This window comes from Microbacterium invictum, assembly GCF_034421375.1.
Taxonomy (GTDB): domain Bacteria; phylum Actinomycetota; class Actinomycetes; order Actinomycetales; family Microbacteriaceae; genus Microbacterium; species Microbacterium invictum_A.
The window spans coordinates 3,042,814-3,059,520 of sequence record NZ_CP139779.1 but is presented as its reverse complement, the minus strand read 5'-3'; the positions used below and the strand labels follow the sequence as shown (position 1 = coordinate 3,059,520).

16 protein-coding genes are annotated in these 16,707 nt (G+C 69.3%); 11 read left to right on the top strand and 5 right to left on the bottom strand.

The genetic code is table 11. The annotated features are described in order from the left end of the window. Positions 1-53 precede the first annotated feature (53 nt). Both T9R20_RS14690 and T9R20_RS14685 read left to right on the top strand, forming a co-directional pair. Positions 54-836, top strand: a complete 783-nt coding sequence (locus T9R20_RS14690) for an SDR family NAD(P)-dependent oxidoreductase (protein ID WP_322410055.1) — start codon at positions 54-56, stop codon at positions 834-836. Continuing rightward, complete coding sequence (locus T9R20_RS14685) at positions 836-1,762, top strand: sugar phosphate isomerase/epimerase family protein (RefSeq protein ID WP_322410054.1); 927 nt, start codon at positions 836-838, stop codon at positions 1,760-1,762. Before T9R20_RS14690 ends, T9R20_RS14685 begins: the two co-directional genes overlap by 1 nt. Positions 1,763-1,787: 25 nt before the next feature. Here T9R20_RS14685 and T9R20_RS14680 read toward each other — a convergent pair whose 3' ends face one another. The 3 genes from T9R20_RS14680 to T9R20_RS14670 all read right to left on the bottom strand — a co-directional run bounded on the left by T9R20_RS14680 (position 1,788) and on the right by T9R20_RS14670 (position 4,521). After that, positions 1,788-2,969 (bottom strand): cystathionine gamma-synthase, encoded by a 1,182-nt coding sequence (locus tag T9R20_RS14680; protein WP_322410053.1) that lies wholly within the window; start codon positions 2,967-2,969, stop codon positions 1,788-1,790. Next, positions 2,966-3,916 carry a cystathionine beta-synthase gene (locus T9R20_RS14675; protein WP_322410052.1) on the bottom strand — a complete coding sequence of 317 codons (951 nt, stop codon included), beginning with the start codon at positions 3,914-3,916 and terminating at the stop codon, positions 2,966-2,968. The genes T9R20_RS14680 and T9R20_RS14675 overlap by 4 nt, the downstream gene beginning before the upstream one ends. A 98-nt stretch (positions 3,917-4,014) precedes the next feature. Further along, a complete protein-coding gene (locus T9R20_RS14670; RefSeq protein ID WP_322410051.1) occupies positions 4,015-4,521 on the bottom strand; it encodes a MarR family transcriptional regulator in 507 nt (168 codons plus the stop codon). A 77-nt stretch (positions 4,522-4,598) separates the two neighbouring features. Here T9R20_RS14670 and T9R20_RS14665 point away from each other — a divergent pair, with 77 nt between their 5' ends. Beyond that, entirely contained in the window at positions 4,599-6,170 is a 1,572-nt protein-coding gene (locus tag T9R20_RS14665; protein WP_322410050.1) for an MFS transporter, read from the top strand. Continuing rightward, on the top strand, positions 6,167-7,027 hold the full coding sequence (locus T9R20_RS14660) for an alpha/beta hydrolase (protein ID WP_322410049.1): 861 nt from the start codon (positions 6,167-6,169) through the stop codon (positions 7,025-7,027). Before T9R20_RS14665 ends, T9R20_RS14660 begins: the two co-directional genes overlap by 4 nt. A 101-nt stretch (positions 7,028-7,128) precedes the next feature. Here T9R20_RS14660 and T9R20_RS14655 read toward each other — a convergent pair whose 3' ends face one another. Next, positions 7,129-7,578 carry a VOC family protein gene (locus tag T9R20_RS14655; RefSeq protein ID WP_322410048.1) on the bottom strand — a complete coding sequence of 150 codons (450 nt, stop codon included), beginning with the start codon at positions 7,576-7,578 and terminating at the stop codon, positions 7,129-7,131. Between the two features lie 208 nt (positions 7,579-7,786). On the opposite strand from T9R20_RS14655, the gene T9R20_RS14650 reads away from it, so the two are divergent. The 5 genes from T9R20_RS14650 to T9R20_RS14630 are packed head-to-tail and all read left to right on the top strand — an operon-like array spanning position 7,787 to position 13,148. Further along, entirely contained in the window at positions 7,787-8,566 is a 780-nt protein-coding gene (locus T9R20_RS14650) for a glucose 1-dehydrogenase (protein ID WP_322410047.1), read from the top strand. Positions 8,567-8,599: 33 nt separating this feature from the next. Further along, complete coding sequence (locus tag T9R20_RS14645) at positions 8,600-9,982, top strand: Xaa-Pro peptidase family protein (protein ID WP_322410046.1); 1,383 nt, start codon at positions 8,600-8,602, stop codon at positions 9,980-9,982. 5 nt (positions 9,983-9,987) lie between these two features. Next, positions 9,988-11,088 carry a zinc-dependent alcohol dehydrogenase gene (locus T9R20_RS14640; protein WP_322410045.1) on the top strand — a complete coding sequence of 367 codons (1,101 nt, stop codon included), beginning with the start codon at positions 9,988-9,990 and terminating at the stop codon, positions 11,086-11,088. A gap of 9 nt (positions 11,089-11,097) precedes the next feature. Then, the gene (locus T9R20_RS14635; protein ID WP_322410044.1) at positions 11,098-12,156 is read left to right on the top strand and encodes a 2,3-butanediol dehydrogenase; all 1,059 of its coding nucleotides are present in this window, start codon (positions 11,098-11,100) and stop codon (positions 12,154-12,156) included. A gap of 17 nt (positions 12,157-12,173) precedes the next feature. Continuing rightward, positions 12,174-13,148 (top strand): zinc-dependent alcohol dehydrogenase, encoded by a 975-nt coding sequence (locus tag T9R20_RS14630; protein ID WP_322410043.1) that lies wholly within the window; start codon positions 12,174-12,176, stop codon positions 13,146-13,148. 15 nt (positions 13,149-13,163) lie between these two features. Here the strand turns inward: T9R20_RS14630 and T9R20_RS14625 are convergent, their stop codons facing one another. Continuing rightward, entirely contained in the window at positions 13,164-14,240 is a 1,077-nt protein-coding gene (locus T9R20_RS14625) for an SDR family oxidoreductase (RefSeq protein WP_322410042.1), read from the bottom strand. A gap of 219 nt (positions 14,241-14,459) precedes the next feature. On the opposite strand from T9R20_RS14625, the gene T9R20_RS14620 reads away from it, so the two are divergent. Together T9R20_RS14620 and T9R20_RS14615 are read left to right on the top strand one after the other, a co-directional pair. Continuing rightward, positions 14,460-15,476: an ABC transporter permease gene (locus T9R20_RS14620; protein ID WP_322410041.1), complete on the top strand. Its 1,017-nt coding sequence runs from the start codon at positions 14,460-14,462 to the stop codon at positions 15,474-15,476. Positions 15,477-15,547: 71 nt separating this feature from the next. Next, a complete protein-coding gene (locus T9R20_RS14615) occupies positions 15,548-16,654 on the top strand; it encodes a substrate-binding domain-containing protein (protein ID WP_322410040.1) in 1,107 nt (368 codons plus the stop codon). Positions 16,655-16,707 lie beyond the last annotated feature (53 nt).

Sequence of the window (16,707 nt, the reverse complement as noted above, 5' to 3'; positions counted from 1 at the left end):
GGGGCCCGCCCCCGAGCGCCACCAGCGAGAGGTCACCAGTGAAAGGAATCCCCATGCGCCTGGAAGGCAAGGTCGCCGTCATCACCGGCGGCGCGAGCGGTATCGGCCGCGCCACCGTCGACAAGTTCGTCCGCGAGGGCGCGAAGGTGCTCATCGCCGACATCTCCCTCGAGGCGGCCGAGCGCGCCGTCGCCGAGGTGGACGCCGCCGGCCATGCCGGCATGACCGCGGCGTGCCGGGTCGACGTGTCGGATTTCGCCGAGGTGGAGCAGATGGTCGCGACCGCCGTGTCGACCTTCGGCAAGCTCGACGTCATCTTCAACAACGCCGGCATCGCCGGCGGCACGCCGCTCCTGGATCACGACCCGGCGAAGGACTACGTGCCGATGATCCGCGTGGATCAGGATGGCGTGTACTACGGCATCCTCGCCGCGGCGAGACAGTTCCGCGACCAGGGGACTCCCGGGGTGATCATCAACACCTCCTCGATCTACGGCGAGCAGGCAGCGGAACTCGCCTTCAGCTACAGCGCCGCCAAGGCGGCGGTCATCTCCTTCACCCGCTCTGCCGCGTACGAGCTGGCCGAGCACGGCATCCGGGTGGTGGCGATCACGCCAGGGCGGGTCGGGACGGCGATCATCAATCAGTTCAGCGACGAGCTGAAGACGGTGTTCGCCTCGGAGCAGCTGCGCAACACCATGACCCAGCCGTCCGAGATCGCCGACGTGGTGGCCTTCCTCGCCTCGGACGAGGCGAACGTCATCAACGGCACGGTGGTGCACGTCGACGACGGCTACTCGGTGTTCAAGCAGCGGCTGGACCTCCCGGTGTTCTGATGACCGGCTCCACCGAAATCCCGATGAGCCTCGATGTGGCGTGCCACCTCAATGTGCTCGTCGCCGACGCCTCGCCCGAGAGCCTGGATCGGGCGCTCCCCGCGCTCGCCGATCTCGGCATCCACCGGATCGTCCTCCCGCCACTCGATCCGGCCGCCACGGATGCTCGCGGGCTGCGGGACAGCCTCGAGCGCTGGCACGTCTCACCCATCACCATCGCCGGGCAGGCCCCCGGTGCCGATGTCTCCTCCGATGATCCGGACGAGCGGGCGGCGGGCGTCGCCGCGCTGCGGCAGTCGCTGCGCCTGACCGCCGAGCTCGGCGGCGATCAGATGAACGGCGTGCCGTACGGGATCTTCGGCTCGCCCGGAGCCCCCGTGCCCCGGCGCCGCCTCGAGGAGGCCGCGCGCCTCGTCGGCGCGGTCGCCGACGAGGCGGCGGATCTCGGCATCGCGATGACCTTCGAGGTGCTGAACCGCTACGAGACCTCGGCGGTGAACACCGCTGCGCAGGCGATGCGGTTCGCCGAGGAGAGCGGGTCGGAGAACCTCCGCATCCACCTCGACACCTTCCATATGGCCGTCGAGGAGTCGGACCTCGCGGGAGCGATCCGTCTCGCACTGCCGCGCTTGGCCTATCTGGAGCTGGGTCAGTCGGGGCGCGGCGCGCTCTCGGGCGGGGCGGTCGACATCCCGCGGCTCGTCACGCAGGCCCTCGACGACGGATATCGGGGGAGGTTCGGCGTCGAGGCCTTCTCGCGGACGATCCTGGCCGAACCCGTCGCCGACATGCTGGCGATCTGGCGCACGCCCTACGACGACGGGATCGAGCTCGTGCGCGACGCGCTGCGCGTCATCCGTTCCGGGTGGGCCGCCAGCACAGCCGGGCGCCGGGAGATCCGGCTCGCCCGCGGGGCGATGGTCTGATCTCCGGATCCGCTCGGCGGCCCGCTCAGCGCGTGGCGAGGCGCAGTGACTGCTCGATGTCGGCGATGAGGTCGGCGGGGTCCTCGATCCCCACCGACAGGCGCACGACCTCGACCGGCACCGCCGCATCGGTGCCGCGCACCGAGGCGTGGGTCATCGCGTCGGGGTAGTTCACCAGCGACTCCACGCCGCCGAGAGACTCGGCGAGCTGGAAGAGCGTCGTCGACTCCGCGAACCGGCGGGCGAGCTCGCCCGACTCGAAGGCGACCGAGACGATCCCGCCGAAGTCCGACATCTGGCGCGAGGCGATCGCGTGACCGGGATGGTCCTCCAGCCCCGGGTAGTACACGCGCGCAACGTGGGAGTGATCTCGGAGGAAGGCGGCGATCGCGGCGGCATTGGCGCTGTGGCGCGCCATCCGGATTCCGAGCGTCTTGATGCCCCGCGATGCCAGCCACGCGTCCATCGGGCCCGAGACCGCACCGACGGCGAACTGCAGGAACCCGATCTTCTCGGCCAGTTCGTCGTCATCGAGCACGAGCGCCCCGCCGACGACATCCGAGTGCCCGCCGAGGTACTTCGTCACCGAGTGCACCACGACGTCGGCGCCGAGGGTGAGCGGGCGCTGCAGGGCGGGCGTGGCGAAGGTGTTGTCGACGACGACGAGGGCTCCGGCCTCGTGCCCGATCGCGACGAGCTCGGCGATGTCGGTGATCTTCAGCAGGGGGTTCGACGGCGTCTCGACCCACACCAGCCGCGCGGGGCGCTCGGCGAGCGACGCACGCACGGCTTCGGGGTCGGACATCTCCACCGTGCGCATCTCGACACCCCAGGGGGCGAGCACCCGGGCGAGCAGCCGGTGGGTGCCGCCGTAGACGTCGTTGCCGAGCAGCACGCTGTCGCCGGGCTTCAGCGTTGCGCGCAGGAGCGCGTCTTCGGCGGCGAGGCCCGACGAGAACGAGAACGCGTGGGCGCCGCCCTCGAGCGCCGCGAGCTGCCGCTGCAGCGCCGTGCGGGTCGGGTTGCCGCTGCGGCCGTACTCGTAGCCCTGGCGGAGCCCGCCGATGCCGTCCTGCGCGAACGTGGTGGAGAAGTGAACGGGCGGGATCACCGCGCCGGTGGTGGCATCGAACTCCTGCCCGGCGTGGACGGCGAGACTGTCGAAGCGGCGGGTCTGCGCATCGGGGGTGCTGTTGTCGACGCTCACGGCAGGTTCCTCGTCATCCACTCGTCATCGAAGATCTTGCTGACATAGCCGCGGCCCGAATCGGGGAGGATGACGACGACGACATCGTCCTCACTGAGCTCGCGGGCGGTGCGCAGGGCCGCGACGACCGCCATGCCGCACGATCCGCCGACGAGGAGGCCCTCCTCGCGCGCCAGCCGGCGGGTCATCTCGAACGACTCGCGGTCGTCGACCCGCTCGTAGCGGTCGACGACGCTCGGGTCGAACGTGGTGGGCCAGAAGTCCTCGCCGACCCCCTCGACGAGGTAGCCGTGCACGGGACCGCCGGAGTAGATCGACCCCTCGGGGTCGGCGCCGATGACCGTGACGCGGCCGTCGGAGACATCCTTCAGATACTTCCCCGTACCGGTGATCGTGCCGCCCGTGCCGATACCCGCGACGAAGTGGGTGACGCGGCCCTCGGTGTCATCCCAGATCTCGGGGCCGGTGGTCTCGTAGTGCGAGAGCGGACCGTTGATGTTGGCGAACTGGTTGGGCTTGAATGCGCCCGGGATCTCGGCGGCGAGGCGATCGCTGACCGAGTAGTAGGAGTCCGGATGATCCGGCGGCACGTTCGTCGGAACGGTGACGATCTCGGCGCCGTAGGCGCGGAGGACCGCCGTCTTCTCGCCGGAGAACTTCTCGGGCACGACGAAGATCATGCGGTAGCCGCGCTGGAGGGCGACCAAGGCCAGGCCCACGCCGGTGTTTCCGCTCGTGCCCTCGACGATGGTGCCGCCGGGCTTCAGCTGGCCGCTCTCTTCGGCGGCGTCGATCATGCGGCGGGCGATGCGGTCCTTCACCGAGCCGCCGGGGTTGAAGTACTCGACCTTCGCCAGGACGGTGGGCTTCACGTCGGCGACGACGCGGTTCAGGCGGACGAGGGGGGTGTGGCCGACGAGATCGGCGACGTGGGAGGCGTAGCGCACGGTGTGTTCCTGAGTCGGGGCCGCTCGTGGCAGCCGGAGGTGAGTGGTCGTCGAAGGCGCGCCGAGCGGCGCTCACTCACAACAACGACACGTCAGGGTCACGTAGGGAGGGTATCAGCATCCAGGGTCGCCATGAACGTGCGCGTGCGCTCCGCGGCGCCGCGGAGGAATCCGGCGATGACCTCCTGCTCGGCGGGCGGGTACCCTGCGGCGAGGTCGTCGAGCAGGCGGAAGAGCGGCCCGAGGTCGCCGAGGACCTGAGCGATCGCGTGCGGAGTGACGCTCACCTGCACGCGGCGCCGATCGGTCCGGCTGCGCTCCCGCCGGACGTGCCCGGCCTTCTCGAGCCGGTCGACGAGCTCGGTCGCCGACCCCGGGCTGATCCGCAGTCGTGCGGCGAGCTCGAGCGTGCCGAGCGGGTCGCGCTCGGCGTCCATGACGTGGCCGATGGCGTCGTAGTCCATGGGCCGGAGGCGCATGTGATCCGCCAGGGCCCGATCGAGGTCGGCGGTGGCGCGATTCAGATCGCGGAGCGCCCAGCTGACCTCGGATGCCTCGGTGCGGCTGCGTTCGAGTTCTTCGGAGGGTGTGCGCTCGGGACTCATGCGAGAAGTCTATTGACAGCCCTCGGGAAACGGAAGAGTATGGATTCCGAATCATTCCGAATCCGAAGGGAACTGCCATGTCCACCACCCGCGCGTCCTCGACCCGCGCCCCGTCCGATGCGCGACTGAGGGGGCTGCTGATCAGCCTGTGCGTGGGTCTTGCGCTCGTCGTCGCCGGCAACTCGGCCCTCGCCATCGCGCTGCCCGACATCGCGACCGACCTCGAGGCCGACCAGTCGGAGCTGACCTGGATCATCGACGCCTATGCCCTCACCTTCGCCGCGTTCCTTCTCACGGCGGGGCTCCTGGCTGACAAGATCGGGCGGCGGACCATCATCGTCGTGGGCCTGAGCGTCTTCGGCGCGGCATCCGTCGCTTCGGCGTTCGCCCCCGATCCCGCCTGGTTCATCGCCCTCCGGGCCATCTCGGGGGCGGGCGCGGCCGCGATCTTCCCGGTGACCCTCTCGGCGCTCGTCGACGCCTATCCGCCCGAGCGGCGCACCTTCGCCATCGCGGTGTGGTCGGGAGTGAGTTCGGCCGGGGCGGTCGCAGGCACCATCGTCGCCGGCGTCCTGCTGGAGTGGTTCTGGTGGGGGAGTGTGCAGCTCCTCTTCGGCGGGGTGGCGCTGCTCCTGGTCATCCCGTCGCTGATCCTCGTCGCCCAGAACCGCAACCCCCGGCTGTCGGCCGACCCGCTCGCGGCCCTCTGGTCGGTGCTCGCCCTCACCGGCATCGTCTTCGCCGTCATCGAGGGCCCGAAGCTCGGCTGGGACGACCCGCTCGTGCTCGCCGCGCTCGCCGTCGGCATCGTCGGGGTCGCGGCGTTCATCGTGCACCAGCTGCGGGCGAAGGAGCCGTCGCTGGACGTGCGTCTCTTCCGCAGCCGCGGCCTGTCGGCCGGGTCGCTCATCGTCACCGCGCAGTTCTTCGCCTCGCTCGGCCTGTTCGTCCTCGCGCCCCAGTACCTGCAGCTGGTGGAGGAGTTCACCCCGCTGGGGGCCGCCCTGTCGCTCCTGGTCATTCCGCTCGGAGTCGGGGCGGGGATCGGCGGCTCGGTGGCCCTGGCACGGCGCTTCGGTCAGGGCACCCCGGGGGCGCTCGGGCTCGTGCTCATGGCGGGCGGGTTCGCCGGGGCGGCGGTGACGCTCGGCGAGGGGGCGGGGGCTTCCATCTGGATGCTCGCCGCCGCGCTGGCGGTCTTCGGCGTCGGATTCGGGATGGGGATCACCCCGGGCACCGAGCTGATCATCGAGGGGCTCCCGGCCGAGCGCCGCTCCATCGCGAGCGCCGTCAACGACATCACCCGCGAGGTCGGCGGGGTGCTCGGCATCGCGGTGCTCTCGAGCGTCCTGCTCTCGAGCTACCGCGACGAGATCGCCGGCGTCCTGGACGGCGTGCCCGAGCCGGCGCGGGAGGTGATCGAGTCGGGGGCCGGCGCGGCGATCGGCGCGTCCGAGGCCTTCGGCCCCGCGGGGGAGGCGATCGCCAAGGCGGCGCGCGATGCGTTCGCGATCGGCCTCGGGTCGGCATCCTGGGTGGCGGCGGCGGTCCTCGCCGTCACCGCCGTCGTCTGCATCGCCCTCGTGCCGCCGCGGCGCGCCGCGGCCGCGCCGGCGGCCATCGACGCGGCGCAGCGGGTCGCGCGATGACAGCGTGGGAGACCCGACTCGCCACGGCGCGCGGTGAGTTCGCGGCACGCATCACCGAGCCGGCTCGGGACAGCACCGCGGTCTCATCCGGCGTCGTCCTCGCCCTGCACGGGTTCCCCGACGACGCGTCGACGTTCGATGCCGTCGCGGCCGCGCTCGCTGCGGAGGGATATCGGGTCGTCGCGCCCTACCTTCGCGGCTACGCGCCGTCGCCCCTCGGTGGCGACCTGGGTTTCGCCTCGCTCCGCGACGACCTCCTCGCGCAGGCGCGAGCCGCCGACGGCGGCGGGCCTGTGCATCTTCTCGCGCACGACTACGGCGCCCAGCTGTCCTTCGCGGCGATGGCGGCAGAGCCCGGGGCCTTCCGTTCCGCGGTGCTGATGTCGGGGGCGCACCCCCGTGCCATCTCGCGGAACACCGTCCGGCATCCGCGTCAGCTGTGGTTGAGCCGCTACATCGTGGAGTTCCAGGTCCGGGGGTGGGCGGAGCGCCGCGTGAGCGGGAAGAACTACGCCTACCTCGACCGGCTGTGGGATCGCTGGTCGCCGCCGGGGCGGGTGCCGAGCGCGCATCGAGGCCGTGTCAAAGCCACGATCGCCGCCAGCATGCCCGCGCCGATCGAGATGTACCGCGGCGGCGGGTTCGGGGAGATCGGCGTCCCCATCAGGGTGCCGACCCTCTTCCTGACGGGTGCCGCCGATGGATGCTCGCTATCGGCGATGGCCGACGGGCGGGAACGCGAGTTCGCGGCGCCCTATGAACGCCGTATCCTTCCGGGTGTCGGTCACTTCCCTCAGCTGGAGTCGCCGGCAGTGGTCTCCAGCGCCGCTATCGCCTGGTTCGCCGACCACCGCTGACGCGGCTATCACAACGGCGGCCTTGCGCGCGACGCGCCGGGCCTTCCCTCAGGCAGGCGGCGTGTTATCAGGCCCCTTCGCGTTTGTGCTCCGACCGTGGGTCACGCCTTCGGGTACTGCCAGATCTCCAGCTGAATGCCGTCCGGGTCCCGAAGATACGCCCACTGCGAGCCGGCGAGATCGCCGTCGGTGAGGGTCACCGGCGGGCCGTTGAAGACGGCTCCGCGGGAGGACAGATCGTCGTAGGCGGCCTGCATGTCGTCGACGACGAAGCAGATGTGGGTCGACCCGACGTCGCCGTTCGTGCGATCCCACTCCTTCCCCTCCGGCCGGTGGTACTCAAGGAACTCGATGTTGACGTCGCCCACCCTGATCATCGAGAACGACAGTTCGGCGCCCGTCACCTGCACGCCGCGCTCGAGCTCAGGGCCGGCACCGTGGTGGACCGGGCCCGGTTCGAATCCGAACATCCTCGAATACCACTCAAACGACCGCCTCATGTCACGGACCGTGACCCCGACGTGATGCACGCCGCTCACCTGAAAAGCCATGTCGGCTCCCTCCTTGCGAGCGCTCGTCCTCGAGCGTTCGCTCCACTGAACTAATCCACTACCACTCAACACAGGACGCCGCCGCGCCGCAAGATGCCCTAGGAAGAGTAGTTGCGTCCGCCCACGGGATGCGTCTAAGTTCAGTATCAGTGAACACGTTGGTGTGGCGCTGCTCGCGAGAGCACGGCGGAGGCGAAGGAGCATCCTGATGAGCGGACGTGTGGCGGGCCGGACGATCATCGTGACCGGCGGCGCCTCGGGCATCGGCGCCGCGCTGGCGCGCGGCTTCGCAGACGAGGGCGCGAACGTCGTCGTCGCCGACCTGAACGAAGACGCTGCCCAGGCCCTCACCGCAGACATCGCGGCGGCCGGCGGCCACGCGATCGCGGTGAAGGTGGATGTCACGGACCGGGAGACTGTGCGAAGCGGTATCGCGACGGCCGTCGAACGATACGGGCGTCTGGATGCGTACTTCAACAACGCAGGCATGAATGCGCCGATGAAGTTCCTCGATGTCAGTGAGTCGAACTTCGAAGCGGTGATGCGCGTCAACGCGCTGAGCGTCCTCATCGGCACGCAAGAGGCGGCCCGCCAGTTCCTCGCACAAGGGGCCGGCGGGAAAGTGGTGAATACGGCATCCATCGCGGGGCGCCAGGGGTTCTCGAGCTTCGCGCCGTACAGCGCGGCAAAGGCCGCCGTGATCTCGTTGACGCAGGCGGCAGCACGTGCGTTGGCAGAGCACCACGTCACCGTCAACGCCTTCGCGCCGGGCGTCGTCGCCACGCCGCTCTGGACGAAGCTGGACAGGGAGCTCGAGGAGATCGGCGAGGGACAGAACGGCTTCGATTCGATGGCGAGCGGCATCCTCCTGGGGCGACCGGCCGATCCTGCGGACATCGTCCCCACCGGTCTATTCCTTGCGAGCTCGGACTCCGACTACATCACCGGCCAGGTGATCCCCATTGAAGGCGGGATGATCCTCGTCTGATCGAGGTCGTCTGAGGAAGAGAGAGCGAACCTGATGAAGAGCACCGGTACGACGGGTCCTGCGGCGGTCGATTGGGAAGAGCGGGTCGACATGGAGCGGCTGCGCGATGCGCGGCTTGCCAGGCTTCACGCCGAGTTGGACCGGTCGAGTCTCGGGGCGGTGCTGGCGTTCGATTTCTCCAACATCCGGTACATGAGCGGCACCCACATCGGCACGTGGGCGATGGACAAGCTGATCCGGTTCGCGCTGCTGACCCGGAAGACCGATCCGATCGTGTGGGATTTCGGTTCGGCGGCCAAGCACCACGCGCTGTACAACCCGTGGCTGGATGTCACCACCGCCGAGGCCGACGCGAATCCCCATGCCCCGCACGAGGGCGCCAAGCGGCCTCGGCTGGAGAGCGGCGCGCGGGCGGGGATCTCGACGCTGCGGGGGGCGTTCCCGCCCGACGCGGACCTGGCCGGGGATGTGGCCCGAAAGATCAAGCGGGAGCTGGAGAGGTTCGGGCTCGCGAACGAGCCGCTCGGTGTCGACGTGGTCGAGATGCCCGTGCTCCTAGCGCTGCAGCGGGAGGGGATCGAGGTCGTCGACGGCCAGCAGGTGTTCATGGAGGCGCGCCGTGTCAAGACGCACGACGAGATCCGCCTGCTCACCCAGGCGGCATCGATGGTCGACGCCGCCTACGAGGAGCTGTACCGGTTCCTTCGCCCGGGCGTGCGCGAGAACGAGGCGGTGGGTCTTGTCGCGAAGACGCTGTACGACCTCGGGTCGGAGTACGTCGAAGGGGTCAATGCGATCTCCGGGGAACGCTGCTCCCCCCACCCGCACGTGTTCTCCGACCGGCTGATCCGGCCGGGGGACCCCGCGTTCTTCGACATCCTGCACAGCTACAACGGCTACCGCACCTGCTACTACCGCACCTTCGCCGTCGGGTCGGCGAGCCCCGCGCAGAAGGACGCCTACACCCGGGCCCGCGAGTACATGGACCGCGCCATCGCCCTCGTCAGGCCCGGCGCCACCACCGCCGACATCGTCGCGGTGTGGCCGAAGGCGGAGGAGTTCGGCTTCCCCGACGAGATGGCCGCGTTCGCCCTGCAGTACGGCCACGGTGTCGGCCTGTCGATCTGGGAGAAGCCGATCTTCTCCCGCCTGACCTCGTTCGACCACCCCGAGACCCTCGAAGAGGGCATGGTGTTCGCCCTCGAGACCTACTGGCCCGCCGCCGACGGCTGGGGCGCCGCCCGCATCGAGGAGGAAGTCGTCGTCACCGCCGACGGCTGCGAAGTCATCACCAAGTTCCCCGCCGAAGAGCTCATCGTCGCCGGCCGCCGCTACTACACCATCGACGGGCCCCTCAACCTCAACCGCGACGCCCAATCCCACCTCAACACCGTCTGGGGGCGCGGCGAAGCGTGAGCACGATGACCGGTTCCAGTAGCACGTCTATGAAGGTAGCCGTGTACTACGGGCGCGGAGATGTCCGCGTCGAGGAGCGCGCCCGCCCCCGACTCGGAGAGGGGCAGGCTCTCCTGAGGGTGCTCCGCAGCGGCATCTGCGGCACCGACGCCACCGAGTGGAAGTCCGGGCCACTCATTTTCCCCGTCGATCGCGCGCATCCTGTGAGCGGTCATCGCGGGCCGCTCATCCTCGGCCACGAGTTCGTCGGCGAGATCGTCGAGCTGTCCCCGGAGGGCTCTGAGGGATTCCATGTCGGTGATCACGTCGCCTCAGGCGCAGGCGTCTCCTGTGGCCGGTGCGACCGATGTCGAGAGGGGCGGACCAACCTCTGCGAGGAATACGTCACGTACGGTCTGAATGTCGACGGCGGTCTCGCGGAGTACGTTGCGGTCGACACGTCCACGCTGGTTCCGATCCCCGCGGGATGCTCGCTCGATGTCGCCGGCGTCGCGCAGCCGCTCGCCGTGGGTCTGCATGCTGCACGACGAGCCGGAGTCCGCGACGGCGACCGCGTCATCCTCTATGGAGCGGGCGCGATCGGAACGTTCATCCTCGCCGGCCTGGCCTCTCTCGTCGACGCCGACATCACGGTCGTGGACTTCGCGGGGCCGCGACTCGACCGTGCGTTGCGTGTGGGAGCGGCCCGCGTGGTGCCTGTGGGAGACGGCACCACCGAGGTGCTCCGCGAGGCAGTGGGTCCTCGCGGCGCAGATGTGGTGATCGAGGCGACCGGCGCGCCGGGTCAGCTGACCCATGCCCTTGGGCTCGTCCGGCCGGGCGGCACAATCCTCTGCGTCGGGCTTCCATCCACCCCGCAGGAGCTGGACATGCATCGCCTCGTGCTCAACGAGGTGACACTGGCCACCACCGTCGCCCATGTCTGCGGCGAAGACCTCGCACCGGCCTTGGAGATTCTGGCGGAGACGGAACTCGGCGACGCACTCGTCGAGGCGGTGTATCCGCTCTCCGAGGTGCCGGCACAGCTGGCACGGCTCGCCCGGGGCGAGATACACGGAAAGGTCCTCTTCGACCCCACCCGCCGAGCGGTAGATCAAGAAAGGTGAAGGATCGCCATGCGAGCAGCCGTCTTCCATGATGCGAAGGACGTCCGCGTCGAGGATGTCGCAGAGCCGACCGCCGTCGGCGCCCGGGAGGTCCGGCTCAAGCCGTTCTGGTGCGGCATCTGCGGCACGGATCTGCATGAGTACGCAGTCGGCCCGATCGTCATCCCGACGCGGCCCCACCCGCTCAACGGGTCGGCCGCACCCCAGATCCTCGGCCACGAATTCTCGGGCGAGGTTCTGGAGGTGGGCGCCGAGGTCACCACCGTCCGCGTGGGAGACCGGGTGTCGGTCATGCCGCTGCTGTTCTGCGGGGTCTGCTACTTCTGCCGCCGCGGACTGAATCACCTGTGCACGTCGATGGCGTGCGTCGGCTTGAGCGACGCGTGGGGCGGGATCGCCGCTCAGTGCGTGGTTCCCGAGTCGAAGGTCGCCAAGCTCCCCGACACCATGAGCGACATCCAGGGGGCGCTGGTCGAACCGACGGCGGTCGCCGCGTACGGCGTCGACAGTGCGGGTGTGCGACCCGGTGACACGGTGCTGGTCACGGGACTCGGTCCGATCGGCGCGCTCGCCTCGCTGTACGCCTCGGCGCTGGGTGCCACCGTCTTCATGTCGGAGATCAACCCCCGGCGTCAGGAACTGGCCCGCTCTCTGGATGTCGGTGAGCTGCTCGACCCGCGCAGCACCGACGTCGTCGCCGAGATCCGAGACCGGACCGGCGGCATAGGCGTGGATGCCGTGATCGAGTGCTCGGGGAATGAGATCGCGCTGCAGACGGCGCTGGCATCCGTCCGTGCGGCGGGGACCGTCGCTCAGACCGGTCTGCACACCAAGCCTGCGGCGATCGACCCGATGGTGCTCTCCGAGCGCGACATCACCCTGCGGGGCACCTGGTGCTACCCGGTCACCGACTGGCCCCGGATCATCGACCTGATCGGGCGGGGCCGGCTCGACGTCGAGAAGGTGGTCAGCGCACGGATCGACATGACCGACATCGTCGAGAAGGGATTCGAGACGCTCCTGTCTCCCACCGGCGACCAGATCAAGGTGCTCGTACGAGCCGAGTGACCGGAGAGGTTCACAAGATGAAAGCCCTGCAATACCTGGCTCCCGGCACGCCGTCGTTGAAGGAGCTGCCGGTCCCTGCGATCGGCGACGACGAGGTGCTCGTCGCCGCCCGCTCGGTCGGCGTCTGCCACTCCGACATCGAACTGCTCGAGGGGCGCTACATCATCCCCTTCCGTTACCCGATCATCCCCGGCCATGAGTGGTCGGGAGAGGTCGTGGCGACCGGTTCGCAGGTGAAGGGGCTCGCCGTGGGCGACCGCGTGGTCGGCGAGTGCGTCATCGGGGACGACCACTTCGGTTTCTCCATCAGTGGCGCCGCGGCGGAGTTCTTCGTCGCCAAGGAGAGCTGGCTGCACCGGCTCCCCGAGACCGTCTCGTGGACGAACGGTGCGCTGGTCGAGCCGTTCAGCGTCGCCTACTACGCGCTCATGCGCGTCGGCAACGTGAACGCCAGCGACGTCCTGGTCGTGCTGGGCGCCGGACCGATCGGCCTCTGCGTGACGGCGGCCGCCGCGGCACTCGGGGCGAAGACCATCGTCGCCGAGCCGAGCGCCCCACGGCGGGAGCGTGCCCTCGAACTCGGCGCCCACCGCGCCGTCGACCCCGGCGAGCTCGACGACGTGCTGGCGCAGGAGAGCGGAGGCCGGGGTGCCGATGTGGTGATCGAGGCAAGCGGACGGCCCGAGGTGATGGCCCGTGCTCTGGAGATCGCTGCCTTCAAGGGCCGCGTCGGATACATCGGGATCGACGTGGGCAGGGAGGCGCCGGCGAAGCTCGGTCTCATCCAGTCGAAGGAACTCACCATCACAGGGTCGATCGGGTCACCGGGCGTCTGGCCCGAGACGCTGCGCTTCATGGCACAGACCGGCATCGATCTGTCGTCGCTGGTCACTCAGCGGTTCGGCATCGACGAGGCGACGGACGCCCTCGCTGCGGCACAGCGACCGGGCGAGACGATCAAGGCGCACATCGAACTCCGCGGCTCTCGGTGAGCCTCGCGGACCCGGTCAGGGGATGAGGCGAGCCTCCCGGTAGCGGTCGACCTTGTCGAAGAAGCTCTTCGGGGTGGACCGGAAGTTCAGGAAGCCGGCCTCGCGGCTCTTCGTCATGTCGGTGAGGCATTCGACCTCGCGCCCGAGGTCGCTGTCGCTGTGCCACCACGACGCGAGCTTGGTGACATCCGGCTCGGCAAGGCCTTCGCGCTCGGCGATCTGCGTCCAGACTCCCGGTGCGAGCGCGGTCATCTGCTCTTCCAGGGTGAGGGGCGTCTCGGAGGGCCCGGCCCACGCGACGTTGAAGTGGTCGGCGATCTGCGGCCACAGCCAGCGCCACCGGAATTGGTCGCCGTTGGCGATGTTGAACGCCTCGTTCTCGCCCTCGGGGTGGGTGGCCGCCCAGACCAGCTGCTCACCCAGGAGGTCGGCGTCGGTGACGTCGGTGACGAAGTTCCACTGGGCGATCGACCCGGGGAAGACGAACGGGCGGTCGAGCTCCCGGCAGAGCGTGGCGTAGACCGAGAGCGTGAGCACCATGTTCATCGCGTTGTCGACGGCGAAGCCGAAGACCGTGTGCGAACGGTGGACGCTCCAGGTGAATCCCAGCTTCTCGGCGGCCTCGAAGAGGACGTCTTCCTGGGCGTAGTAGAAGTTCGGGCTGGGAAGCCTCGGCTCCGACTCGTGGAAAGGCGTCTCCGCCTTGACGCCGGTGGCGTAGTCCTCGAAAGGACCGAGGTAGTGCTTCAGCCCTGTGAGGAGAGCCACGTGCCGCACACCGCCGTCGGGTTCCAGTGCCGCGAATAGATTCCGTAGCGTCGCGGTGTTGACCTCGATGTTCTGCGCCTCGGTGTCTTTCCGGATCCACGCCGTGACGATGACGATTTCCGGCCGGATCCCCGCCAGTGCGGTCGCGGTCGCGTCCGGATCCAGCAGGTCCACGGTGATGGGCCGGACGCCGTCCGGGCGCCTGCCGGGGCGCCGGGCCAGGCCGTGGACCTCCCATCCCTGGTCGATCAGCTGTCGCGACACCGTCTGGCCGGCGATCCCCGACGCTCCGACGACGAGAGCTCGGCGGTGGATGCTGCTCATGTCTACCTCTCTAGAACATCTTCGTTCAGTGCAAGTGAAACGGTAGCGCATCGCAGATCGTATGACGAGCCCTGGATTCTGGCGCTGAGGCGCGGAATTTCGGGTCACTACACCGAATCGTTACCGTGGCCTCTTGTGAACACGGTCCTGGATCCATAAAGTGTGGCTCAACGTTCTGTTCGCCGAAGACGGACGGCGGTTGCTATCGAGGGAGAGAGCATGACCGAAGCCGCGACACCGCGACGCCTCACCAGCACCGGTCGAGGCGTGTCGAAGGGCCTGATGACGATGGCCGCATCGACGGTCGTGCTCGTCGTCCTCGGATTCGCTCTCGCACCCAGCAGTGTTGCCCCGGGAGCGGTGCTTGGAATGCTCCCCTTCGCGTCGGTCCTGGCGATCGTCGGCCTCGGCCAAATGCTCGTCGTGCAACAGGGCGGCATCGATCTGTCCGTGCCGGGCGCCGTCTCGCTGGCCGTCGTGCTCTCCACGCACATCCCGAACGAGAACGACGCGCTGCTCGTCCCCGCCATCCTCGCGGTATACGCCTGGGCCGTCGGCGCCGGACTGCTGAACGGCTTCATGGTGGGCCGTCTGGGCTTGAATCCGATCATCGCCACCCTGGGGACCAACGCGCTCCTCTTCGGTGCCGTGCTCGGCATCTCGGGCGGCATTCCACGGACGACCACGCGACTGCTCAGCTCGATCGCCGGAGGTCGTACCGCGGGGATCCCACACGCCGTCCTCATCGCCGCGGTCGTGCTCGTCGTCGTCGCGCTCCTCGTCAAGCGGACGGTCGCCGGCCGACGTTTCGAGGCCGTCGGCTCCAATCCCGCCGCCGCACGGGCGACCGGGCTCCGCTACCGGACGCACCGCGGCGCGGCCTACCTCTGGGCCCAGCTGCTGTTCGCGACCGCCGGGATCCTCCTCGCCGGCATCACCAATCAGCCGACGGCCTTCCAGGGGAACACCTACCTGCTCACCTCCGTCGCCGTCGTGGTCCTCGGCGGGACCTCGCTCCTCGGCGGCCGGGGGTATCCCGTCGCGACGGTGGCTGCGGCGCTCTTCCTCAGCCAGCTCGACCAGTTCGTCCTCGCGCTGGGGGTCCCCTTCGCCGTTCGCACCCTCGTGCAGGCGGCGGCGCTCGCCATCGGCGTAGCCATCTACACGGTGGACTGGGCCGCCCTCCGACGCCGGTTCGCGTCGCGATCGGAACCGCTGGCCCCGGCCACCACCTGACCCTTCGCTGTCACGAGCGAGGTGCACCGAGAAAGGCGCGACGAGGCGGTCGCGCGGATAGGGAGAACAACATGATCACACGCAGAATCGCTGCTTCGCTCGCCATCGCGGGCGTCTCAGCCCTCGCCCTCGTCGCCTGTGCCTCCGGCGGCGGCAGCGACGCGGGAGGAAACGCCGGGGCCGACGCCCCCGCCGGCGACGTCCCCTCGTGGTGCGGACCCGATGAGGCGGTCGTGGGGCTTCTGGACGGCTTCGGCGGCAACAGCTGGCGGCTGGTGACCACGGCCGCCGGTCAGGCCGAGGTGGAGAAGTGCCCGAGCGTCGTGGAGTACCTCTACGCCGACGGCCAGGGCGACACGCAGAAGGCCATCTCCGACATCCAGGGGATGGTGGCCTCGGGCGCCGACGCGATCGTCGTCTTCCCCGACGCCGGTGAAGCGATGCTGCCGGCACTGCGAAGCGCCTATCAGGCGGGGGTCGTCACGGTGCCTTACCGCGTGGACCCGGGCGGCGAGGACGGGACCGACTACGACGTCTGGGTCGGGGCGGACTTCGTCGCCGACGGCGTCGCGTGGGGTGAGTGGATCCAGGAGAACTTCCCGGATGGTGCGAACATCCTGTTCCTCAGCGGCCCGGCCGGCAACAGCCAGGGTCTCGACGAGCGGGAGGGTTTCGAGTCGGTGCTCACCGACCCGAAGTACCAGTTCATCGGCGAGCAGCCCTACGAGGTCACCAACTGGGATCCGGCTCTCACCCAGCAGGTCCTGACGGCGGCCATCGCCAAATACGACCAGATCGATGTGATCGTGTCGGACTTCGGCCCGTCGCTGGTCGGCGCTCTCCCCGAGTTCGAGAAGAGCGGACGCTCCATCCCGGCGCTCGTCACCTCCGACGGCAACGTCCTGGCGTGCTTCTGGCAGGAGAAGTCCCCGACGAACCCCGACTTCCAGCTCTTCACTGTGGCCACTGGGAACGACAACGTCCGTCTCGCCGTCCAGCACGCGGTCGCCCGCGCGACCGGCGGGGAGATCCCCGACGAGACGGTCTTCTCCGCCCCGCCCTTCGAGGACTCCGTGGACAGCGACCCCAGTGAGGTGCAGTGCCGCGACGACCTGCCCGGCGACATCTACCTCTCGGCCGAGATGAACGCCGACGAGCAAGCGGCTCTCCTCGAATAGCCGAGGACCCGCCGGTATCCGATCCTCCCGGTCCGCCCACCCGCGGACCGGGA